23 protein-coding genes are annotated in these 23,068 nt (G+C 39.9%); 3 read left to right on the top strand and 20 right to left on the bottom strand.

Annotation, left to right across the window (positions count from 1 at the left end; genetic code table 11):
• Nucleotides 1-26: 26 nt before the first annotated feature.
• The 5 genes from ACOEN1_RS05610 to ACOEN1_RS05630 form a co-directional block, all read right to left on the bottom strand.
• On the bottom strand, nucleotides 27-2,564 hold the full coding sequence (locus tag ACOEN1_RS05610; RefSeq protein ID WP_422485527.1) for a hypothetical protein: 2,538 nt from the start codon (nucleotides 2,562-2,564) through the stop codon (nucleotides 27-29).
• A gap of 109 nt (nucleotides 2,565-2,673) precedes the next feature.
• The gene (locus ACOEN1_RS05615) at nucleotides 2,674-3,342 is read right to left on the bottom strand and encodes an ABC-2 transporter permease (protein ID WP_422485529.1); all 669 of its coding nucleotides are present in this window, start codon (nucleotides 3,340-3,342) and stop codon (nucleotides 2,674-2,676) included.
• An 11-nt stretch (nucleotides 3,343-3,353) separates the two neighbouring features.
• Nucleotides 3,354-3,989: an ABC-2 transporter permease gene (locus ACOEN1_RS05620; RefSeq protein WP_422485530.1), complete on the bottom strand. Its 636-nt coding sequence runs from the start codon at nucleotides 3,987-3,989 to the stop codon at nucleotides 3,354-3,356.
• A gap of 2 nt (nucleotides 3,990-3,991) precedes the next feature.
• Complete coding sequence (locus ACOEN1_RS05625) at nucleotides 3,992-4,843, bottom strand: ABC transporter ATP-binding protein (protein WP_422485531.1); 852 nt, start codon at nucleotides 4,841-4,843, stop codon at nucleotides 3,992-3,994.
• Between the two features lie 2 nt (nucleotides 4,844-4,845).
• The gene (locus ACOEN1_RS05630; RefSeq protein ID WP_422485532.1) at nucleotides 4,846-5,220 is read right to left on the bottom strand and encodes a GntR family transcriptional regulator; all 375 of its coding nucleotides are present in this window, start codon (nucleotides 5,218-5,220) and stop codon (nucleotides 4,846-4,848) included.
• A gap of 144 nt (nucleotides 5,221-5,364) precedes the next feature.
• On the opposite strand from ACOEN1_RS05630, the gene ACOEN1_RS05635 reads away from it, so the two are divergent.
• Nucleotides 5,365-5,907 (top strand): biotin transporter BioY, encoded by a 543-nt coding sequence (locus ACOEN1_RS05635; RefSeq protein WP_422485534.1) that lies wholly within the window; start codon nucleotides 5,365-5,367, stop codon nucleotides 5,905-5,907.
• A 24-nt stretch (nucleotides 5,908-5,931) separates the two neighbouring features.
• On the opposite strand, the gene ACOEN1_RS05640 is transcribed toward ACOEN1_RS05635, so the two are convergent.
• From ACOEN1_RS05640 to ACOEN1_RS05680, 9 genes are all read right to left on the bottom strand, one after another.
• The gene (locus ACOEN1_RS05640; RefSeq protein ID WP_422485535.1) at nucleotides 5,932-6,909 is read right to left on the bottom strand and encodes a biotin--[acetyl-CoA-carboxylase] ligase; all 978 of its coding nucleotides are present in this window, start codon (nucleotides 6,907-6,909) and stop codon (nucleotides 5,932-5,934) included.
• 54 nt (nucleotides 6,910-6,963) lie between these two features.
• Nucleotides 6,964-7,974, bottom strand: coding sequence for a type 2 isopentenyl-diphosphate Delta-isomerase (fni, locus tag ACOEN1_RS05645; RefSeq protein WP_422485536.1), 1,011 nt, complete (start codon nucleotides 7,972-7,974; stop codon nucleotides 6,964-6,966).
• 36 nt (nucleotides 7,975-8,010) lie between these two features.
• Nucleotides 8,011-8,955: an LCP family protein gene (locus ACOEN1_RS05650; protein WP_422485537.1), complete on the bottom strand. Its 945-nt coding sequence runs from the start codon at nucleotides 8,953-8,955 to the stop codon at nucleotides 8,011-8,013.
• Between the two features lie 163 nt (nucleotides 8,956-9,118).
• Complete coding sequence (locus tag ACOEN1_RS05655; RefSeq protein ID WP_422485538.1) at nucleotides 9,119-9,679, bottom strand: DJ-1 family glyoxalase III; 561 nt, start codon at nucleotides 9,677-9,679, stop codon at nucleotides 9,119-9,121.
• A gap of 47 nt (nucleotides 9,680-9,726) precedes the next feature.
• The gene (locus ACOEN1_RS05660) at nucleotides 9,727-10,962 is read right to left on the bottom strand and encodes a DUF438 domain-containing protein (protein WP_422485539.1); all 1,236 of its coding nucleotides are present in this window, start codon (nucleotides 10,960-10,962) and stop codon (nucleotides 9,727-9,729) included.
• Between the two features lie 95 nt (nucleotides 10,963-11,057).
• Complete coding sequence (locus ACOEN1_RS05665) at nucleotides 11,058-12,026, bottom strand: hypothetical protein (protein ID WP_422485540.1); 969 nt, start codon at nucleotides 12,024-12,026, stop codon at nucleotides 11,058-11,060.
• Between the two features lie 88 nt (nucleotides 12,027-12,114).
• Complete coding sequence (locus ACOEN1_RS05670) at nucleotides 12,115-13,032, bottom strand: TIGR01212 family radical SAM protein (RefSeq protein ID WP_422485541.1); 918 nt, start codon at nucleotides 13,030-13,032, stop codon at nucleotides 12,115-12,117.
• Nucleotides 13,032-14,162: a glycerate kinase gene (locus ACOEN1_RS05675; RefSeq protein ID WP_422485542.1), complete on the bottom strand. Its 1,131-nt coding sequence runs from the start codon at nucleotides 14,160-14,162 to the stop codon at nucleotides 13,032-13,034. Before ACOEN1_RS05675 ends, ACOEN1_RS05670 begins: the two co-directional genes overlap by 1 nt.
• 125 nt (nucleotides 14,163-14,287) lie before the next feature.
• A complete protein-coding gene (locus tag ACOEN1_RS05680; protein WP_422485543.1) occupies nucleotides 14,288-15,478 on the bottom strand; it encodes an anaerobic nitric oxide reductase flavorubredoxin in 1,191 nt (396 codons plus the stop codon).
• 90 nt (nucleotides 15,479-15,568) lie between these two features.
• On the opposite strand from ACOEN1_RS05680, the gene ACOEN1_RS05685 reads away from it, so the two are divergent.
• Nucleotides 15,569-16,129 (top strand): hemerythrin domain-containing protein, encoded by a 561-nt coding sequence (locus tag ACOEN1_RS05685; protein WP_422485544.1) that lies wholly within the window; start codon nucleotides 15,569-15,571, stop codon nucleotides 16,127-16,129.
• A 15-nt stretch (nucleotides 16,130-16,144) separates the two neighbouring features.
• Here ACOEN1_RS05685 and ACOEN1_RS05690 read toward each other — a convergent pair whose 3' ends face one another.
• The 4 genes from ACOEN1_RS05690 to ACOEN1_RS05705 form a co-directional block, all read right to left on the bottom strand.
• Nucleotides 16,145-16,822: a Crp/Fnr family transcriptional regulator gene (locus ACOEN1_RS05690; RefSeq protein WP_422485545.1), complete on the bottom strand. Its 678-nt coding sequence runs from the start codon at nucleotides 16,820-16,822 to the stop codon at nucleotides 16,145-16,147.
• A 2-nt stretch (nucleotides 16,823-16,824) separates the two neighbouring features.
• The gene (locus tag ACOEN1_RS05695) at nucleotides 16,825-18,705 is read right to left on the bottom strand and encodes a heavy metal translocating P-type ATPase (protein WP_422485547.1); all 1,881 of its coding nucleotides are present in this window, start codon (nucleotides 18,703-18,705) and stop codon (nucleotides 16,825-16,827) included.
• 18 nt (nucleotides 18,706-18,723) lie between these two features.
• A complete protein-coding gene (locus ACOEN1_RS05700) occupies nucleotides 18,724-18,936 on the bottom strand; it encodes a heavy-metal-associated domain-containing protein (RefSeq protein WP_422485548.1) in 213 nt (70 codons plus the stop codon).
• 151 nt (nucleotides 18,937-19,087) lie between these two features.
• The gene (locus tag ACOEN1_RS05705) at nucleotides 19,088-20,113 is read right to left on the bottom strand and encodes a threonine aldolase family protein (RefSeq protein WP_422485549.1); all 1,026 of its coding nucleotides are present in this window, start codon (nucleotides 20,111-20,113) and stop codon (nucleotides 19,088-19,090) included.
• A 104-nt stretch (nucleotides 20,114-20,217) separates the two neighbouring features.
• On the opposite strand from ACOEN1_RS05705, the gene ACOEN1_RS05710 reads away from it, so the two are divergent.
• Nucleotides 20,218-20,841, top strand: a complete 624-nt coding sequence (locus tag ACOEN1_RS05710) for a glycerol-3-phosphate acyltransferase (RefSeq protein WP_422485550.1) — start codon at nucleotides 20,218-20,220, stop codon at nucleotides 20,839-20,841.
• A 32-nt stretch (nucleotides 20,842-20,873) separates the two neighbouring features.
• Here ACOEN1_RS05710 and ACOEN1_RS05715 read toward each other — a convergent pair whose 3' ends face one another.
• Both ACOEN1_RS05715 and ACOEN1_RS05720 read right to left on the bottom strand, forming a co-directional pair.
• On the bottom strand, nucleotides 20,874-22,484 hold the full coding sequence (locus ACOEN1_RS05715) for a DEAD/DEAH box helicase (protein ID WP_422485552.1): 1,611 nt from the start codon (nucleotides 22,482-22,484) through the stop codon (nucleotides 20,874-20,876).
• 279 nt (nucleotides 22,485-22,763) lie between these two features.
• Nucleotides 22,764-23,036, bottom strand: coding sequence for a DUF5661 family protein (locus ACOEN1_RS05720; RefSeq protein ID WP_422485553.1), 273 nt, complete (start codon nucleotides 23,034-23,036; stop codon nucleotides 22,764-22,766).
• Nucleotides 23,037-23,068 lie beyond the last annotated feature (32 nt).

Below are 23,068 nucleotides of genomic sequence, written 5' to 3' on the forward strand. Positions count from 1 at the left end.
CACTTAAGCAGTGTCTTCTTTTTCTTCTATTTTTCAACCTCAAAATAAATTGTTCCTGCAAATTGATTCCCATAGCTTATATCAATCTGTCCTTTCCCCTTTGTGTAGCTTGTTATCCTGCAGCCGATCTGGGAGTCATACATTTGCCCTCCATCCAATAGCTCAAAATAGTGATCAGGTATCTTTCCAACTCCTGCAACATAATTTATATCTGTCTGTACTATTGTGTGGCTAAAGCTAAAAGATGTTTCAAAGAGTTCGGATGGCCCTGTGTTTGATAGAACCATCTGATTGTCTGTAATTACAAGCTGTACTGGATCATCCAGGTCTACACTTCCCCATATTGTGTCTATGGCATATATAACCCCCGTGTAGGTTCCGGTCAGTTTACCCTCTGTCTTGTCATCAAGAGATTTTTCCTCAATAACACCACCATTATCTGTAGCTACATCATTATCTTCAAGATCTGTTTCCTCTTCAGTATACTTATTGTCTTCTGATTCCTTTACTTCTGTATTATCCTCAAGATCCTCTTCATTCTCCACATCTGGGGAACTGTTATCCTCAAGCTCCATCCCGGCAAGATCAATGTCGGCAGATACTCCTGATTCCACTAAATCCTTTGCAACCTCCAGTAACGACAAATCAAATGCAGATGTTTTGTATCCACCAAAAGCTTCGCTTCCAGTCTCTCCATATAGGAATTCAAGCTGCTCAACCGTATTTTCTACGGCAATTTCCTCAACCTGGTCCAGATTCTCAACTGTCATCTCTACCAGCTCGTTTTCTTCCATCTGCACAATTCTTTCTTCCAGGTCGCTTATTATCCTATCTGTATATCTGTTGTTTTCATCAGTAACAAGATCTTTTGATATGTTGAACACATCCATTGCATCATCATATATCCCAAGGGCTTTTTCCAACCTATCCTTATCCAGTCTGCCGATTGTATTCTCAAGTACCTTCAATTCCCCCAAAGTGGTTACAACCACATCTGAAAAGGCGTTTGCAATTTCCTCATCAGTTGAATTTGAATCTATGAGTACCATCATGCTTTTACTGGCGCTTGTGTACTTCTGGATTGCAAATTTCGAGCCGTACCCGATAAGTCTTGCAGTTCTTGAATCTTCACCAAGTGCATCCTTTGCAATCTCACCAATCCATTGCTCCTTGTCTTCAAGCCATGCTATTCCATCCCGAATAACCTGACTTCCTGCAGTTCCGTCCAGGAGTCTCTGTTTTTCCAGTTCCTCAGCATCCCTTTTCTCATCTTCTATGTCTTCCTTACTTATTCCATAATAGCTGCCTACAACCGTTATGGACGCCTTGTAGGTAACTGTAGATGCTTTTTCAAGGTATCTTCCAACAAAGCTTGCAGTGGATTTTCTAGCACTGGAAAGTTTTTCCTTCATGGATGCGAAAAATCCCTTTGAGATTTCACGATTTTCCTCTTCTCCTCGTTTTGTTTCCTGTAGTATTTGAACAGCCTTTTCCAGATTGTCTTCCCCGTCTGCATATACTGGCTTGTCTAGGTATTGTTGAATCTCGATTAATAAATCCTGTACCCCACCCATAGTAGGTTCTTCTGAATTCAAGGCTGAGGAAAGCTCTCCCTGCAGGCCTTTTGATTCCATAAGGACTTCCCTGTGACCAATCAGCATTTCCTTTTGGAGTGTCAATGCTGATTTCAGCAGGTCTAATTCAGTCTCGTTAAGCCTGTCTGTCTTCTCTACCTGTACAATTTTATTCAAGTCTTCTTCCACACTGGCAATGGTATCTTCAATTGCCCAAATGGTAGCATATGTATCTGCCTCTTGAAGGGCTTTTAGATTCTTAAGAAGCTCTGCCATATTCAGATACTGTCGTTCAACATAGGGATCATCCTGTGGAAATTGGTCAAAAATACTATCAGTTGTCATGAATACTCCAATATCCGTAGAAAGGTTGCCTCTCTCTTCAACATAATCTCTAAGAAGCTGGTTATCCTCAGTAATCTCCATGATCCTCTCAAAGGTTAGGGTTGTCAGCTCCAGCCTTTTCTGTACCAGGTAATAATCATTCCAAGCATTTATGTAGGAGTCCTGAGAATCAGTTTTCTCAAGAGTTCTTATTCTTGATAATATTTCTGCAGTCTGAACCATCTGCATGGTATACTTATCCCTGATCATTTCATGGACCAGATGAACTTCAGCATCAAGTTCACTGAAATACTTGTAGTTAGATAGGACTTCCCACTGGAGTTCATCAGACAGTGCCAAAAAATACTCAAGATTTTGTACCATGATATCTGACAGTGACATGATGTTGTTTATTAGAACATCTCTTTTCCCTAAATATTCACTGTTTCCGTAGATACCCTCCAGATGCTCCGGTGTATAGAATGGACTGGCCGAAATATATTCAACAAGACTTTCATCAGGATAACCATTTACTCTGACTCCTGGGTTTGCAACCGCTCCACTAGGATTTTGCGATGAATTGGATCCCTCCTTCCCGCAGGACGTGAATAATAACATGTTTATTATCATAATCCATACCAACACTAATGCAACTCTTCTCTTCATGGACAAGCCCCCTTTATGGACATATAATTTTATTATTCTTATTCTACCACTTTATTCCCTCAAAGACTATATTATAGATGATTTCGTCCAGGAAAAAGGACCTCCATGTCTAGTAGAAGTCCTTAATCTTGTAGATTTTATTTGATATTTTATATGATATGAAATATATAATCAAAGAGGCCAATAACAAGGTCCCTATTATGGTCTCAATTGAAAGCTCCAGAAGCCTTGGGAACCAGACTGGCATTTCGGTATTTTTTATGAACCGCGACGCAATCCCTGGCAAGAGGATAAGCGCCATAAATGATAATTGATTGAAGACTTTTATTTTCCCGATGCTAAGATAATTGACTGGCAAGTAGAAAGATAGGGCAATCCATATGACAGGCAGAACTATCATGGCACCCGCAGTTGAAAATACCTGTCCCTGTGGAAATCCCGGTGCAGGTATCGCCCATACCGTCCTTGAAAAAAGCAGGATGAAAACTGACATTGCAGCCGGTTGAACCATAAAGTACAAGTACCTTTCTGCAACAACAAGGCTTCGATTGACCGGCAGACTGTTTATTATCAGGTCTGCCTTCACTGCTTCATCCTGTTGAGTCAGCATGATTGCAAGGTAGTAGCTCTGAAAGAAAAGCATATATCCAAATACAACCTGTCCCATCAACTCACTCTGCACAAGAAATGCAGGTATGGTCCATACTATGACCAGAACACCGATAAGCATCATGGGTTTTCTCGATAGCATCATATCCTTTTTAAGTAGTGAAATCATTCTATCATCTCCTAATCCCTTCGCTGAAACAACACCAGTGACAGTTGTCTCGATATAACCAAAAGTACCATTCCAATCAATATCCCTAAAACACCGTCTCCGCCAGCAAACACAGGAGAACTGAAGATATTTCCCAGGGTTTCAACTCCCATCCCAAACATCTGAAAAAGGGTAACGAATACAAATACATTCAAAAGGTTTGCAACCTTATGAGGCAAGCCAAAGAATAGAGGAAGTACAACACTCACAAAAAGCAGTGTAAGTATGGATGCATTCTTCAGCATGCCAAGATCAAATGCAACCAGTTCACTGTATAGAAAATACTTCATCATTCCAAGGTAGATACCGGTATAGATTCCTGACATCCCAAAGGCAGCAAATACAAACAGGTATTTCGCATTTACAATATCCACCCTTCTAACGGGAAGAGAAAGAAGAAGCTGATTTGTCTTTCTACCTATTTCATATGAAAAGCTAAGTATTGTTATCATATAAGCCCCAGAAACAAGCACAACCATATACATATACTCTGCTCTGAAATCGAATCCTGCGACAATAAGCAAAAATGGGATATAGAGAAGCAAAAATATCTGAGTAGCCCTGTTTGATGTAATAAGTCTAATGTCTTTCATAATGAGTGGTCCCATCTCTAGCCCTCCATTCTCATGTAGTACATAATGTCCTGCAGGGATGCATTCTCAACCAGTGAATTTTCTCCAAGCATTCCTTTTACTCCAGTTGCTTTTCTTGTGAGTCCTTCAAAACCATAGCCAGTTTCACGTATTTCTATAAAGTCGCTCCTGATTTCAGGGGTCAAAATCCTTGTATCCCCTTTCACTATTTTGAATTCATCCATAATCTCATCTTTGGCTTTTGAGAATACCAGCTTGCCTTTGTTTATAAATGTAATGTAATCTGCTATCTGTTCCAAATCTGTTGTTATATGGGTTGAAAAGAAAATTGACTTGTTCTCATCCTGAATTATATCGTATAGAATATCCAGTATTTCCTTTCTGAATATTGGATCCAAGCCTGATGTGGGTTCATCCATTATGATCAGGTCTGCATCATGACTAAGGGCCAGTGCCAGTGAGTACTTCATCTTCATTCCCTTTGACAGCTTCTTTATTCGCATTTTTTCATCCAGCTCAAAATTCCTGATGTAGCTTCTGTAAAGCTTCTCATCCCATCTTGTGTAAAAGGGTGCGATGATTCTTTTCATTTGCTCCAGCGTCAAGTCATCGTAAAAGTGTGCTTCATCATATACAAATCCTATTCTGTCCTTGATTTCCTTTTCATGTTGAATATTGTCCTTCCCAAATATTTTCACCGAACCATCATCCCGCTTCATTAGATTCATGATCAGATTGATTGTTGTGGTTTTTCCAGCTCCATTGGGACCGATAAATCCCATGATATATCCAGGCTCCAGTGTAAAGGACACATCCTCCAGCTGAAATCCCTCTTTAAACTTTTTTGACAGGTTTCGTACCTCAAGCATTTCTATTCCTCCTCATACATGATTCTAAGCATTTCTTCAATCTCTTCGTAGTTTAGTCCCATAAGCTTACCTTCTCTGACCACATCCATCAATGAACCTTCAATTATCCTCAGTCTTTGTTCCCGGATCAATTCCTTGTTCTGAGGCGCAACATAGCTCCCTTTGCCAGGAATGGTTTCAACAAATCCCTCCCGTTCAAGCTCTTCATATGCCCTTTTGCTTGTAATAACCGAGATTTGTAAATCCTTGGCAAGCCCCCGTATTGATGGTAGCAGTTCTCCTGCATCCAGTTCTCCTTTAATAATTTGTGCTTTTATCTGATTGAATATCTGAGTATATATTGGTTCGTCAGAGCTGTTTGATATCAATATTCTCATAATTAACCTCCACCGTCTATACTGTTTATATTGTATATATACAGTATAGACGCGACTGTATTTTCTGTCAAGATTTTTCTTGCTTTTTTTTTGATTTAATTGTAAACTTATATTTGTAATATTAGGTTAACAATAGGAGGCAATATGAAAATCACATCACGCGAGCTCGTTTTGATATCACTTTTTTCAGCACTTACTGCAATTGGAGCCTTTGTATCCATTCCCTTAGGCCCTGTGCCAATCACTTTGCAGACCTTGTTTGTATTACTGTCTGGTTTTCTTTTAAAGCCTAAGTCTGCTGCTCTTTCCCAGATAGTATATATAGGCATCGGTCTTGTTGGATTACCGATATTCTCAGGATTTACTGGTGGTCTTCAAGCTGTACTTAAACCAAGCTTTGGTTTTCTAATAGGATTTGTTGTTGCAAGTATTGTAGCATCATCACTTTCCAAAAAGAATCGTACCATAGCAGGTCTTTTTGTAGCAGGTGCAGTTGCAACTCTTTCAATGTATATTATCGGTATACCTTATATGGCTTTTATTCTCAACTATGTAATGGACAGCGGTTTTTCCTTTATGGCAATACTTAACATGGGGCTGATCCTCTTTCTTCCCGGAGACTTATTAAAGCTTGCCACAGCTGTTTATATGGGCAACCGGCTGAGTAAAATTCTTCAAAAAAAATAAAGCATACTGGGTTTTCCCAGTATGCTAAATATATTCATCTTCTCTTCGTATTGATACTTCTCCTGAATATACAGTTTCCAGACCTGTATCAAACCTTACCTGAAGTTGACCTTCGTGATTAATCCCAACAGCATGACCTTTTCTTGATACACTTCCCTGAATGACGATTATGTCTTTTCCAATTACTGCAGATCTATCGCGGCATATTTCAAGAATATTATCGACATTCTTCTCATTCTCAAAGTCAATGTAGAACTGGTCCAATCTGTTCAGAACTGCTGCAAATAACTCTTTTCTGTCAACGACCGTCCCTTTTTCAATAAGAAGTGATGTAGCTCTATCCCACAATTCATAAGGTATTTCTTCCTTTGACTGGTTTACATTGATTCCAATTCCAAGAATTATGTGATTGATAGTCCCAAGCTCACAATTCATCTCCGTAAGTATTCCTGCTACTTTCTTGCCATTTATTATTATGTCATTTGGCCATTTTATTTCGGATTCAATGCCCATATCCAAAAATCCCTTGTTCACTGCCGCTGCACCTAAAAGAGTCAATTTTGCTACCTTGGTGGGATCTGTATCTGGCTTAAGTATAACTGAGAAATATAGACCTTTTCTATTGGGAGATATCCATTCTCTGCCTAGGCGACCTCTCCCCTTGGTTTGTTGTTCTGCGACAACAATCGTACCCTCTCTGCTTATAGCTGCAATTTCCTTGGCTGTCTTATTGGTAGATTCCAGAGACCTAAAGTATACTACCTTTTTACCGATCACCTGCGTATGAAGAATCTCTTTGATCTCATCATAATTCACAATGTCAGGGGATGAGACAAGCCTATACCCTTTTCTTGTTACGGCTTCAATCTGATATCCATCCTCTTTCAAAGATTTCATATGCTTCCATATTGCAGTTCTGCTAAGGCCGAATTCTTCTGAAAGTTTCTCACCAGATAAAAAATCCTCCTCTTCATGTAGCCTATCCAAAATTTTATGTTTCATATGGCTCCCACCTTTTTTTACGAAAATAGGGTCCACAACTGAACCCTATTTCATCTAGATTATTTCCTTGAGTTTCCCAGTTAGTTTGTAATCCGTTTTCTTAAGCTCCTCTATATTCCCTTTTCCAAGAAGCATCATCAAGACCCTCATCTTGTAAAGATTACTTTCCAGGTAATCCTTGGCATTGGCATAACCACCATGTACAAGGTAAGCAAGCAGCTCACCGCTTATCGCAGCAATATCTGCGCCAAGTACAAGGGACTTTACAATATCCATGGAGTTTCTGATTCCGCCTGAAGCTACAAGCTTCATATCATCAGGAAGCTTTCTGCACTGTACCAGTGATGCAGCGGTTGGAATTCCCCAGGAATATAGTTCGGAAAAATCAACTTCATGGCTTCTAAGGTTCTCTATCTCAATAAAGTTTGTACCACCATAGCCTGATATATCCAGATATCTTACACCAGAATCATACAGCTTCTTGCCAACTTCGTATGATACTCCAAATCCTACTTCCTTGATGATCAAAGGCTTGTCTATGCCTTTTGCAATACTTTCTATGTTATTCAAGACGCCTTTGAATTCCCTGTCCCCTTCCTCCATAACAAGCTCCTGAGCCATGTTAAGGTGAAGTTGAATAGCATCTCCATCAACGATTTCAATAGCCTTTTTTGCTTCTTCAAGTGAGGCTAGACCACTAAGGTTTGCGATAACAATACCTTCGGGCCCGACTATTTCTCTTACTACTCTAAACGACTTCTCGCTTTCCGAATCCTCCAGAGCAATAGTCTCTGATCCCACTGCCATTGGTATTCCAAGTTCTTTAGCAAGTGTTGCAAGATCCTTGTTTATTTCCTGCGAGAAATCAGATCCACCTGTCATTGCATTTATCATAATTGGATTATTGATTTTTTTACCTAGAAACTCTGTACTTGTATCAATTTCATCAAAATTTAAATCAGGCAATGAATTGTGAGATATAAAAACATCACCCAGTAAAGTATCTCCTCTGTAGGAAGTCTTCAGATAATTTTCAATATGTTCTTTTTTTCTTACCCTTCGCATAATTACACCTCTTTTAATTATTCTTGTGGCAGAAACTTAATCCACTAAGTAATTTCCGAACATGGTCCTTATAACTTCCTCCGTTTCTGTTCCGTTGTGGATATAATAGCTTATCCCACCAATATAACTGCCTTCTCCTGGCAGAGTGGCAGTCTCCATTGACTCCACATCTATCTTGTTTGCTGCTAGAGCTCCCTTGAGCATTACACTTATTGGAATATTCGTCTCAACATTGTCAAAGTATGTCTCTATAAGCATTGGAAGCTTGAGTAGATTTTTTGGTTTCATTGTCTGCTTTACAAGTTCCTTCATGAAATACTGCTGTGTTTTTGTTCTACCTACATCACCATCAGGATAACCCACAGTAAAATCATTGTTATGTCTGAATCTCAGAAAATCATGAGCGTTTTTCCCATCAAGAGTTTGTATACCTTTTTGTATGTTGATATTCAAGGGTGGTTTCGCAGTCGGATCCCTATATTTCATATTAAACGGAACTTCAACAGTTACTCCTCCTATTGAATTTACTACATCCTGGACAATCTGATAGTCTACTTTTACATAATACTCCAAATCTATATCCAAAAGATTTTGCACTACCTCAACTGAGTATTCAGGTCCTGCGTATGCATGGGCTGCATTTATCTTGTCCAGTCTACCCTGAACCGTCGTCCTCGTATCTCTTGGTATTGACAGGATGCTTATTTTACCTGTATCCAAATCGATGCTTGTCAGCATCATTGTATCCGTTCTGGTACCTTCTGACTCGTCTATATCCTGCGCATCAACGCCCATTAGCAGGAAAAGTATATCATTTTTTTCTTCCTCAACCGGTTCCTTATCCTGAGATGGATCCTCGATCTGTTCAGGATCTGAAGCTACTGCTGTATCATCTTTGAATACAGTATTGGCCAGAATGCCGTAAAAAGCACCGAATATTAGTAAAGAGGCCATAAATACCGCTATAAATTGTTTTTTCATAATACACCTCATTTGTTTTTATGCTACATTATATAATACTATAGTTGAGGTGTATTTACAATTATTTATGCTTTTCATAGTATTACAATTTGGATACAAATGCGATTTACACTGATTTATAGTTGGTTCCCAAAAAGAAAAGAGGCCTTTAGCCTCGTCTCTCTTAATAAACCATATCCAATAGGATGGCTTTCCTGAGTTCTCTCAGTTTTTCATCTCCCTGAAGATATCTAATCATCTCCATTGCAAGATAAACTGCCGTAGCCGGTCCTCTGGATGTTATGATATTGCCATCCCTGACAAACAAGTCTTCTTTGTATACTGATCCCACAAGATCTCTTACATAACCAGGGTAGCTGGTTACTTTCTTGCCGTCTATTACTCCTGCCTTGGAAAGAACAATTGGTCCGGCACATATTGAAGCAACCATCTTACCCGCCTCTGCAAGTTTCTTGACAAGGTCAATTACCCTGTCGTCATCTCTTAAATTAGTTGCACCAGGTAATCCTCCCGGAATAAAAATCCCTCTGTAATTCAAAGGGTTCTTAATATCGGAAATCATGATATCGCATATTACATTTATACCATGAGAACCTTCTACCTGTAGTTCGTCCTCTGTTGAGACCATGTTTACTTCAATTCCGGTTCTTCTAAGGTAGTCTACAATCGTGAGGGCTTCTACCTCTTCAAATCCATTTGCCAACATCACCATTACTTTATTCATGGTACCTACCTCCATTAAAATCTAATTTCACTTAAACATTAAATGGATTACTCGGACATCAGCCTCTTTTCGCCATCAAGAGCTCTTAGTGGAGCAATATCCATTGTATGTTCAAGAGTACCCATAAACTGACCATCTTTGTCTCTTACTGCAAAATACTGGATAAGAACGAACTTCTCTCCCATTTGAATCCAGAAGCTTTCAGATTCCTTCTTGCCTGCCTTGAAGTCATTTACAATTGCTTCTACAATATGAGCGCTTTTTGGTGGATGGCAGTTTTCAACCGTACGTCCTATTATGGCTTTTGTTCTGGCAAATATTCTTTCCTTGCCCTGGGAGAAGTATTTTACGATGTTGTCCTTGTCAACAAAGGTGAAGTCTCCAGGTATGTGGTTAAGCATAAGTTCAAGCTCCTTGGATGATAGTATACCAGTCTCAAATTTTACAAATCCGCTATCTGTTATACCCTTGTCCTCTTCTTCCTTCTTCAACACGTTGACCCTTTTAAGCTCCCATTCCTTTTGAGGAGGTATTACCGCATAACCAATCTCCTCAGAGCCCTCGTAAACCTTGATCCACTCATCCTCTGTGAGGGTATCCAAGGCCATTGGAAACAGGATGCTGTCTTCCTTGAATATCATATCAACTGCCTGTTCGGTTGCTGCCAGTATCTTCTCCTTTACCAGCTCCTTGTTTCCGGAATATTCCACAAGCTGCTTCTTTGCAGCCTTTATCTTTTCCCTGATTTCATCGTCCACTCCCCACATAACCTGTGGTGGAGCAGTTATTCCAGCTTTCTCAAGATATGGAAATATTAGATTTTCCTTTCTGCTGTAGTGCTTGTCTATGTCCCAAATCAAATTTATATCCTCAATAAGTTTAAACCTGTTGTCATCAGAGTCGTTCTCCATAAATTTCTCAAGATCCTCTGGAATTAACTCTTCCATTATGTTCGTCAATGCCATGTTCTCCTGACGAAGTGTGTAGACAGGATGTCCAGGAACCTCATCGGCATGATGAATCTCTTCAATTGAACCCTTGAAAACCTCCGCATGTACATCGCACAGGTTCTGTATTTCCTCAATTGGCAAACCATCCTTTACCAGCTCAACCTCCATCCTTGATATATCAAGTGGTGAGGTACCCTCCAATACATCTGCAAACTTGGCCTTCACTTCATCTACGGTCTTACCCTCGTGGAGCTCTTTTATAACTTCCTTCAACTTCTCAAGCTTCTCTTTGTCATATGGCTTTTTACTTCTATTGTCGATTAATTCACTCATTCTACCACTCCTCTCATAACACTAATATATATACCCTGAATTATTTTCATTAACGCATATAGAAGGGGCCTTGCGGCCCCTTCTTAAGCTATGATTTACTTGAATTCTCTCAACACTCTTACTGACTCGTCTATATATTGATCAGCAAGTGATAGTATTGAATCATCCACTATCATATCATTGTCCCTAATTGCAGTCCTGTATTCATTTATCATGCTGGATGTTACATAGCCTTCATTTGCAGCCGTGCTTTCATAGGATTTGTATACATTCTCCATAACCACTCCACTGTCATATGCCGCTATTGGAGTATTTGGAAGTCCTTTGTAATATGCTGTCAGCTGATTTTCATACATTTCCAGAAGCTCTTCCTGCCTTGGACCGGAAATATATCTGTTAAGGTAATTCTCAATCCTTAGTATCCTTTCAGCCAGCTGGTCAAATGTAATCGTTAAAGCTCCATCATTATAAGCGGGGTCGTCGGACTCAATTGCCATTATGTCGATGTATTCCTTCCACTCATCGGTTACTTTCGATTGATACTCCTTAAGGCTTGAATAATCAATTACAGCTTCAATCTGTCCTTCCCTGCTTATCAACTTGTAATGATTGTCATATGCATCTTGAACAGTTGATCTAAGATCCAAGTTGTCTATCTCTCCAATCATATTTTCCGGTAGGCTGATCCGGTCACCAAACAGGTCCATAAGCTCTTCTTCAGCATCAAACTGCTCAATGTTCAGGTTCACAACTTCAATCTCTTTCTTGAGTGCGTTTTCAAGATTATCAAGTATATAGTTTCCTTCCAATTCTCCAAGAACTGGCAGATTCTCGTGCATGAATTGCTTGATGTTGGAAACTGAAGCCTCGCCTTCCTCGACAATGTCTCTGAACTCTTCCATTATTACTTCCTTCTCATCTTCTTCCGCCTCCTGAACAGGTTCTTCCTGAACTGGTGGCTCCGCTTCAGGCTCCTGTGCTTCTTCCTCGTTGTTGCCGCAGGCTGCCAAAGCAATTACCAATATCAGAGACATCAAGATCAATACCCATTTCTTGTTTGTCATATCTGCACCTCACTTTCATTTTACATGCTCCTATACCATTTATACCCAAAAAAACAGACCTCTCCTTTGAGAAGTCTTTACAATTCAATTACAATCCAATTCCTGAGCCCTGTCTGATATGGAGATCCTTCAGTCGTCTATCTATTGAAGCAATGACTTTTAACTTATCCTTGCTCCACTGTGGCTCATGCAAAAGGGTTCTGTCACCATCACCTGTTATTCTATGAACTACCATCTCCTCAGGTAATATTGCTATGATTTCAGTTACAAGCTCTACATACTCATCTCTGGTCATCAGCGGAAAGGGTTCTCTTAAGTACATCTCATACAAATCAGTATCCTTTTGTATGTACATGGAATGTAATTTAACTCCCCACGTTTCGGTCTTGGCTAAGTACATTGCCGATTGTAGGATTTGCTCCCTGGTTTCATGTGGAAGACCTATTATCAAGTGAGTTACAGTTTTGATATTTCTACTCCTTAAGGCTTCTATTGCCTCTTCGTAAGTTTTCAGTGGATATCCACGTCTGATAAGACTTGCCGTATCTTCATGTATTGTCTGAAGGCCCAATTCAACCCAAAGATATGTTCTAGTGTTTAAATCAGCAAGATACTCCAATACATCATCAGGTAGACAGTCCGGCCTAGTTGCAATTGCTAACCCTACTACTCCGGGATGCCTCAGTACTGGTTCAAAAATCTTCCTGAGCTTATGGACAGGAGCGTAAGTATTTGTAAAGGACTGAAAATATGCTATATATTTATCTGTTTTCCATTTTTGGCTTAATAAGTCAATCTGTTCATTTAGCTGTTTCTCCAAGGTACCCGATCTTGAAGCGAATTCACCAGCTCCGCTTTCTCCACAAAAAATACATCCCCTGTCACCTTTGTGACCGTCACGATTAGGGCAACTGAAACCTCCGTCTATTGATAGTTTTGCAACCTTTCCTCCAAAAGTCTCTCTCAAATAACCACTGAGGTTCTTGTATCTCTTACCGTCGTTCATCATAGTTCTTCCTCTGATGCAAAAAGGTGCGCCAAGGCTGCAATCATACGTTCTGTGACCTCTTCCGGTTTATCCCATGCTGCACCTTCACCATAAGGATGATTGAACAAAGCATAAATCCCCCTGAATCCCTTGGAATACAGTTCATCATATCCTTTGGACAAACTTCCGAATACGCCGACTACAGGCACATGATTTTTCTGAGCCATCTCAACAGTTGCCATCATTCCCCTGTGCATTTTCCTAGGATTTCTGACTTCCTTCGATCCTGCAATCACAAGATCTGCGTCCCTTATTTCTTCATATACTCCAGTCATCCTTACAAAAGATTCAATAAAAGATACTACTTCTGCCTTTAGAAAAGCCACTACACCTGCACCTGTTCCTCCACCTGCTCCAGTGCCTTTGATTCTATCAACATCAACTCCGGTTGCTTTTTCAACCTCCATGGCATAGTTTCTCAAACCCCTGTCAAGAGACTGAATCATTAAAGGGCTTGCACCCTTTAGTGGCCCATATTCATAAGCAATTCCCCTAACTCCTGAGTAGAGGTTGGTATAATCAGTGACCAGGGTGAATCTGGCCTCCTTGATTCTTTCATCTATTCCTGTTGTATCAATCTCTCTTATTGAATAAAGCCCACTTCCATTAAGTGTAATTGAATCTCCCTCCCTGTCCAGGAATCTATATCCAAGAGCAGACAAAAGACCAACGCCACCATCATTTGTTGAAGATCCACGTGTGAAGATATAGAAATCTCTTAAACCTCTGTCAAGGGCATCCTTAATCAAAAGCCCCGTCCCATATGTTGTAGTCAGCAAAGGATTTCGTTCATCCTCCTGCAGCCTTTCGAGACCTGATGCTTCTGTTAAATCTATTACAACCTGGTCTCCTCCAACTATTCCGTACCTTGCATCTATTTTTCTATAATAAGGATCCACTGTCCCCGCTATTACAATTTCTCCCCCAAAAGCAGTAACTTGAGCTAGGGGGCTATCTCCATTAAGTAAAGGATATCCGCTGATTTTTGCCATAGGCATTGATGCTTTTATTCCCGCTTCGATATGTGCGACCGTATTCTCGGGAGTCATCACCTCTCCAAGGCCACAATGTGCAATAACAATCTTCATATTTTTCCCTGCTTTCTGATTTACAAAATTTGAGATAATAGGTTATCCTCTATATGACTAATGTTACCCTGAATTTTCCCTTTTATGCGGGCAAAAAAATAAGCGGGGTTTCCCCCGCTAACTTATTATTTAAAACTCTCTGCAAATCTCTTTCCAAAGTCTTTGCATTCTTCCATTGCCTCATCATCTGGATTCCACAAGGACTTGATTCCCTCCTGAACAACCTCAAAGTTAGCCTCTTTTAATTTTCCTTCAAGTATTCCAATTGATTCGCCGCTCCAGCCATATGAGCCGAATGCAGCAGCTTTCTTTTTCTGGAACCCAAGTCCCTTGACCATCTCCATCAGTCCGCCCACAGCATGTTGTATGCTCTTGTTGACCGTAGATGATCCAAGCAATATGCCTTTGGACCTGAATATTTCCGTAATAATATCATTCTTGTCGGTTATTGCCGCATTGAAAAGCTTTACGGTAACGTCAGGATCTGTTTTTCTTATCCCTTCCATTATTCCTTCAGCCATTCTTCTTGTTCCGTGCCACATTGAATCGTAAATTATTGAAATCTGATTTTCCTGATAATCATCCGCCCACTCCAAATATTTCTCAACTATCTGTGCAGGATTGTCTCTCCATATAATACCATGTGATGTAGCAATCATGCTTAGTGGAAGTTCAAATCCAAGAATCTCATTTATTTTCATTGTAACCAGCTTACTGAATGGAGTAAGAATATTTGCATAGTACTTGATTGCTTCTTCCCACAGCTCGCATTGGTCCACCTTGTCATTATAGAAAAATTCTGATGCATAATGCTGGCCGAAGGCGTCGTTACTGAAAAGAATGTTTTCGCCGCTCATATATGTCATCATGCTGTCAGGCCAGTGCAGCATCCTTGCCTCAACAAAGGTCAGTGTTGATTCGCCTATATCAAGGGTATCTCCTGTTTTTACCTCTACGAAGTTCCAATCCTCGTGATAATGACCCTGTAGAATTCTTTTTCCGTTCTTTGTACAATACACTGGAGTATCTGGTATCTCCTTTAACAACAGAGGCAGAGCCCCACTGTGGTCAACTTCCGCGTGCTGGGCAATTATGTAGTCAATCTCATCAAGGTCAATTTCCTTTTTTAGATTGTCTACAAACTCTTTGTCATATGGAGCCCATATTGTGTCAATCAAAACAGTCTTTTCATCTCTAATAAGATATGAATTGTAGGATGAACCCTTGTTGGTGGAGTATTCATCACCATGAAATCTCCTTAGTTCCCAGTCTATTTTTCCTACCCATTGTACCTTGTCAGTAATTTTAAAGCTCATTGAAAACCCTCCTTTTACATTGTATATATGTTAGACCCCACTTATTTGGGGTAAACATTACAGGAACAAAAAACTATTTGAGGTGATACTTTGAAATCTATTGAAATAATGGTTGAAGAACATCAAAATATCCGAAGAATGCTTAAGGTTCTAAGGGAATTGTCTTACAGAATAATGACCGAAGGCAAATACAACCTGGAAGATCTTCCTGAAATCATTGAGTTTGTAAGAAACTACGCCGACAAACTTCATCACGGCAAGGAGGAAGATATCCTCTTTGAAGCAATGAACAACCAGATTGAGAAACTTTCAAAATCAGGTGCCATAACAGGAATGTATATTGAACATGATCAAGGTCGCTTGTTTATTGCAAACCTCGAAGCCGGTTACAAGGCCTTCAAGGAAGGCGACGACAGAGCAAGGCTGGATATTATCGGCAATGCAATTGCATATACAGACCTTCTTGACAGACATATTGAAAAGGAGAATACAGCACTTTACAAATTTGCTGAGAATATGCTCCCTGACGAGGTCAAGTCAAAGGTTGACTCCGACTGTGACGATGTTGAAAATGAAGCCACAAATTCAGGTACCCAGTCAAGATATCTAAACCTTTTGGATATAATGGAAAGCAACTATAGTACAGTTTAAAGCCCTCTTTGGGCTTTATTCTATTTCTAAAAGCTTTTTCCCGTCCAGCACGTAGATCTTTCTGTGTCCTTCAAGCTTGATAATTCCCATTTCCTGAAGCTGCCCCAGCTTTCTGCTTAGGGATTCCTGGCTCATTCCCAGGTGGGATGCCCAGTCTCCCTTTGTCATTTCCAGTTTCACAAGTCCATCCCTCTCCATACTTAGGATACTCTTTGCAACTCTTCTTTCCACAGATGAAAGGCTAATATCCTCAACTAGTGTTTCTACTTTTTCAAGTCTTTGACTTAGCTCCTCCAGTATTTTAAAGGCAATTGAAGGAAATCTTGCCATCAACCCCTTGATATCCTGACCATCTATCTTGCACATGATTGTTTTTTCCATGGCCACTGCAGAATCCTTAGTCAATTCTTTGGAAAAAAGAGTCAATTCTCCCATAAACTCCCCCGGTCCCAGAATCCTTAAAATCTGTTCCTTTCCGGATTCACTGGTTCTGGTGATTTTAACTCTGCCCTGGTGAATTACATAGAGACTGTCTTGTCTGTCTCCTGCAAGGTAAATGGCTTCACCTTTATCCATGTGCTTTTCCATAGTAATCATTGCAATCTCAAACATCTCTTCCTTTGTTAGATTGCTGAAAATTGGTACAAGTTCTATGCAATTCTGGTCTTCTCTTTCATGGCAATTACATTTCATTATTATTCTCCAGTCTGTAAAACCTTTTTCCTGGTTCTTCCCTTGTCACCATATCCCAACAGTCTGACTGCATTAATGATAACCAGCAAGACACTAATTTCGTGGACCAGCATACCGAATGATAGATTCACCGTTTTCACAAGCACACCAGCTAGAAGCAATGCTGCGACCCCTAATGCAAAGTAGATATTCTGTTTCATGTTTGCTACAGTCGCTCTGCTTAGTCCGATTGCATGAGACAGTTTTCTTATTTCTTCAGACATCAATACAACATCAGCAGTCTCCATGGCTACGTCTTTGCCTGCTCCACCGATTGCTATTCCAAGATCAGCTGATGCTAGTGCAGGAGCGTCATTGACTCCATCTCCGACCATACCCGTAGCTCCATATTCTTCCTGAAGCTCCATCAGAACTCTCACCTTGTCTTCTGGCAACAGCTCAGCATAGTAGTCGTCAAGTCCAAGCTCTTTAGCTATTGCCTTTGCCGCTCTCTCATTATCCCCTGTGAGCATTACAACTTTTTTTATTCCAAGGGATTTAATGTTCTGAATCAGCAATTTTGCATCTTCTCTAACAACATCAGCTATTGCTATAATACCCAGTACATTACTATCTAATCCTACCATAATCGCCGTCTGACCCTTGCTTTCCTCATCTTGCAGGGTTTTCTCAACATGGTCCAGATTATATCCGTTTTCCATAAATAGCTTCCTGTTTCCGAGTAGATACTCCTTGCCTTCAATCTTCGCCTTTATTCCTTGCCCGGTAAGGATCTCAGCCTCTTCGACATCTCCTTTGTAATCTCCTAGAATTTCGTCAGCATGGTTTATTATTGCTCTTCCCAGTGGATGTTCAGAATAGCTTTCACCAATGGCTGCAATTCTAAGAAGCTCTTTCTTATCAATACCCATTGCAATTACCTCAGTTACCACTGGTTTTCCGATTGTCAGGGTCCCTGTCTTGTCAAATGCCAGAACCTTTATCTTTCCTAGCTTTTCCATGATTTCTCCACCCTTGACCAGTACTCCGTGCTTGGCACCATTGCCAATCCCGGCAACTATTGAGACTGGAGTTGAAATAACCAGTGCTCCAGGACATGCTATTACAAGAAGTGTCAGTGAAAGGACCAGATCTCTTGTGAAAAGGTATAAAAGTGCTGACAAAGCAATTATTCCTGGTGTGTAATATCTCGAGAATTTTTCCAAAAACTTCTGTGTCTTGGCCTTCTTGTCCTGTGCTTCCTCAACCATTTCAAGTATTCTTGCGAATGTGGTGTCATCTCCCACCTTGTCCGCTCTTATTCTCATGTAGCCTGACTCAAGAATTGTACCTGAGAATACATCGTCCTCTTTCATTTTTGAAATTGGAAGTGATTCTCCTGTTATTGCTGCCTGGTTAATATATGCATTTCCTTCAAGAACTGTTCCATCCACTGATACCTTTTCCCCAGGCTTTACAATAACCGTTTCACCCTCTAGAACTTCATCTGGAGAAACAATGACTTCCTTTCCTTTTCTTAGGACCCTTGCAGTATCGGGTGCAAGATCAAGAAGAGCCTTGATTGAAGACCTTGTTTTTTCTATGGTTCTCGACTCAAGGTAGTCTCCAAGCATAAAGAGAAAAGTTACTGCAGCGGCCTCCCAATACTCTCCAATAAACAAGGCTCCTGTAACTGCAATTGTAACAAGGGCATCTATTCCGACGATTTTGTATTTCAAGGCCACAAATGCATTCTTGAATATGGGAAGACCTGCCACTAGAGTTGTCGCAAGCATCAATACTATTGTTACTGGTGCGTATCCGGATATTTCCTTGAGGATAAATGATATAACCACAAGGATAGTAGCCAGTATCACTCTGTGTTTTTTATTGATCTTCGGCATAATCTTCTCCTCCTGTCATTACTTCTCCTTCAATACCTCAAAACCCAGCTTTGCGATATTGTTCTTTATTGTCTCGGAATCAACCACCTCTTCATCGTATTCAAGCTTAATCTTTGATGAGTTGAAGAGTACCTCATACTCTTTTACTCCATCTGTCTTTTTAAGCATTCCCTCAAGCTTCATGGTGCATGATGGACATGTCAATGTGTCCAACTGATATGTTTTTTTCATAATAATTCCTCCCTTTGCTTTCTTTCTTGTTTTCATTATAGGATAGTTTATACATCAAAGCTTTGACCTAGGTCAAAATTTATTAAAAACATATGGCCACGGTTTATCCTAATAGATAACCCGTGGCCATAAATTTCAATATTTACTACTTCTATTTATTGTTGTATTTGATAATATGCTCAACAAACTCGTCAACATCTTCCCTTGTGATATCAAAGGAAGTGACAAACCTTACCTGCCCTGCCGATGGATCGGTTACATAAAATTTAAAATCCTTTAAAAGGTACTCAATCAGTCCTTTGTCCATATATGCAAAAACCATATTTGTATCTACAGGTGCGTACAAGCTTACCCCTTCCTGCTCAGAAATCCTCTGTGCAAGATATTTTCCCATCTGGTTTGAATTTCTAGCGTTTTCAATCCAGAGATCATTCTGAAGATATGCAATAAACTGTGCACTTATGTATCGCATTTTGGAAACAAGCTGCATTCCCTGTTTTCTGTGGAACAGATAGCACTTACTAAATTCCTTGTTAAGTGATACGATGGCTTCTCCCATCATCATTCCATTCTTGGTTCCTCCAAAGCTCAACAGGTCTACACCAGTATCTGTTATCATTTCCTTCAAAGTGGTACCAAGGGCTTCAACTGAGTTGGCGATTCTGGCTCCATCAACATGTAAAAGCATGTCGTTCTTGTGGGCGAAATCTGCCAGAGCTTTTATTTCTTCAACTGTGTAAAGTGTTCCCATTTCAGTTGTCTGTGAAATTGAGATCACTTTTGGTTGAACCGAGTGCTCATCTCCCACTACCTCAAGCAGGGGTATAATATCATCAAGAGAAATCTTGCCTTCACTGTTTCGAACCTGAATTATTTTGTTTCCTGCGTATTTTTCCATGGCACCGCACTCATCTACATTTATATGTGCAGTGTCTGCTGCTACAATTCCTTCATATGATCTCAGCAAACCTGAAAGTCCGATTACATTTGCAGCCGTCCCCGTGGTTACAAAGAAAACATCTGCATCACAACCGAGAAGTTCACCTATCATTTTTTCAGCTTTTTCGGTGATTTCATCCTCTCCGTATGCATGGGCATACCCTTCATTGGCCTTTATTATTGCATCCAGTATTATTGGATGAACTCCCGAAGTATTGTCACTCTTAAACATTTTCATCATTATTCCTCCCATCATTTCTTCCATTATACAATAAATGTTCCTTTTTCTCTATTTTACCTTATTATAATATAGTATAATCCAAGATAGAAGAGGTGATTGGTATGCTTTCTTATTTGGTTATAATAATCATTGGGTATTTGTTTGGTTGTATTCAATCTGCATATATCTATGGAAGAGCAGTAAAGAAAGTTGATATACGAACTTTGGGCCAAAAGAATGCAGGTGCTACAAACGCTGCACAGTCACTTGGAATTTCTATAGGAGTTATTGTTGTCATTCTGGATATATTAAAAGCGGTTGCGGCTGCAGCCCTTGTAAAATATCTTTTCCCACAGCTAATGGAAACTGATGGAATGCTGCCAATCTATGTAAGTGGAGCTTCTGTAGTCCTTGGACACAACTACCCCTTCTTTATGAATTTCAAGGGTGGAAAAGGCACTGCCTCCACTGTTGGAATGCTCTTTTCCATCAACATGATGCTGGGTGCCCTAAGCATGCTGGTCATTCTTGTTCTGACAATTGTAACAGACTATATTGTTTTTGGTACATTGGGACTTCTGTTGCTACTTATTGGCACTACAATCTTCTACGATTTTGGCTTGCCCTCTCTGGTAATAGCTATTCTTTTGTCATTACAGTCAATATACAAGCATCTTCCCAATTTCAAAAGAATCCTCCGTAAAGAAGAAAAAGGCTTAAGAGCGACAATTAAAAAGCAACCATAGGATTTGTGATCCCATGGTTGCTTTTATCTATATTACTTTCTTTTCTTTTTCTTTTCGCTGGCCCTTTCGATTCTGATCTTTTGACCTTTTATTGTCTTTCCATTAAGACCATTCATTACAACATCAGCATAGTTACCTTCTATTTCCATAAAGGTGAACTTATCGTAAACATCTATATTTCCAATCAGCTTCTTGCTAAGACCGGTTTCCTGGAATATTGCAGAAAGCAGATGTCTTGGGCTTATGCCCTGCTCTTTTCCTACATTTACATGAACTCTTGTTGAGGTTCCTGAAGACTTTTGTTTTTTGTCTTTATCGACCATGTCAAGTTCCTGATGGTTCTCAATCATCTTGTTTTCTTCAAGATACATCTTTAATAATGCGCTGGCAATATCAAAGGAATTGTATTCTTCCTGAAGAAGTGTATCTATCAATGCTGAATGAGTATTAGGTTCCTCTGAATCGATTCCTTCTCTTATTTTACCAAGGATTGTATCAGTATATTGCTCCTTGATGTCCTTCAATGTTGGAAGGTCTCTTCTCTCGATTTTTGTCTTGGTATACTTCTGTATGTCCTTGAGCTTGTAGATCTCTCTTCCTGAAACAAAGCTAAATGCTGCTCCGTCTCTACCTGCTCTTGCGGTTCTGCCAATTCTGTGTACGTAGTACTCTTCATCCTGTGGCATATCGTAGTTTATTACCATATCCACATCATCAACGTCCAGTCCTCTGGCGGCAACATCTGTGGCAACCAAAATGTCGATGGCTCCTTTTCTGAACTTGCCCATGACATTATCCCTTTGATTCTGTTTAAGGTCACCATGAAGCGCATCAACCGAGTAGCCTCTTGCCTGAAGTTCTCCTGTCAGTTCATCCACTTTCCTCTTTGTATTGCAGAATACCAATAAAAGTTTTGGATTGTGAATATCAATAAGCCTACTTAGAATTTCCGTCTTCATATGTTGCTTAAGCTCAAAATATGCCTGTTCCACACTTGGAACAGTCATTTCTTTGTGAACAACTTTGATAAACTCAGGGTTATTCTGATATCTTTCTGCAAATTTCCTGATTACAGGAGGCATAGTTGCAGAAAAGAAAATAGTTTGTCTGTCTGCATGCAGCTTGTTCATTACAAGCTCGATATCATCTCTGAATCCCATGTCGAACATCTCATCAGCTTCATCAAGTACCATCATGCTTACGTTACCCAATTTCAGTGTCCTTCTGTTAATATGGTCTATAACCCTTCCAGGTGTACCAACCACTATTTGGACGCCTTTCTTCAAGGCTTTTATCTGTCTGTCAATAGGCTGTCCGCCGTAAATCGGAAGTATGCTGATACCTCTCTTGAACTTAGCCAGCTTGATAATTTCCTGGGACACCTGTATTGAAAGCTCCCTTGTTGGACATAGTATCAGTGCCTGCACTGAATTGTCGCTTGCGTTGACTTTCTCCAATATGGGAATGCCAAAGGCAGCTGTTTTACCTGTTCCGGTCTGTGCCTGCCCGATTATGTCCTTGCCGTCCATCAATATGGGAATGGCCTGTGACTGTATTGGCGACGCTTCCTCGAAACCCATGATCGCTACAGCCTTTTTAATTTCCTCTGACAATTGCATTTCTTCAAATCTTAGTTTTTCCATTAAAATAAATTTCCTCCTTGTTGTTAACCTTATTAAGTATATATGTTATTGGATATAATTGCAACTTTATTTTTTAAGTTTTTTTAATAATTGAAAAGAATAGATACATCTTATTGACGTATCTATTCTTTCCATTAATAATATTTTTAAATTAGCCATTCTCCCATCAGTGAGCCAATAAGCGTCATGGCTGTCTGAGCAGTCTGGTTTTTTATAATCTATCAGAAGATTGACCTCAACAAACTCCGCTATTATTGTATAACAACTTTCCCAACAGTCTTACTTTTGTTCCCAATATGCTTCTGCCTCGGTTTCCATCTTTTCGAGCCGCTTATAGTAGTCTGGGAATTCGTTTAGGTGCGCCAAGGCTATTTTAGCTGTTAACAATGGATCATCATTCGTTACATCCGTAAGAGGATCTATCTTCCCATGTTCAAGCTCAACGTTCATTCCATCACAAAATTCTTGGACATCAAATTTCTTCCAATCTATTCCTAGTTTCTCACCGTATTCGAGGGCTTCTTCCCTTGTGAATTCTTTTCTTGCCTGCATTAAACTCCAACTCCTTTCTACAATGATCCAGT

It is taken from the genome of Gudongella sp. DL1XJH-153 (genome assembly GCF_049310905.1).
GTDB lineage: Bacteria > Bacillota > Clostridia > Tissierellales > Tissierellaceae > Gudongella.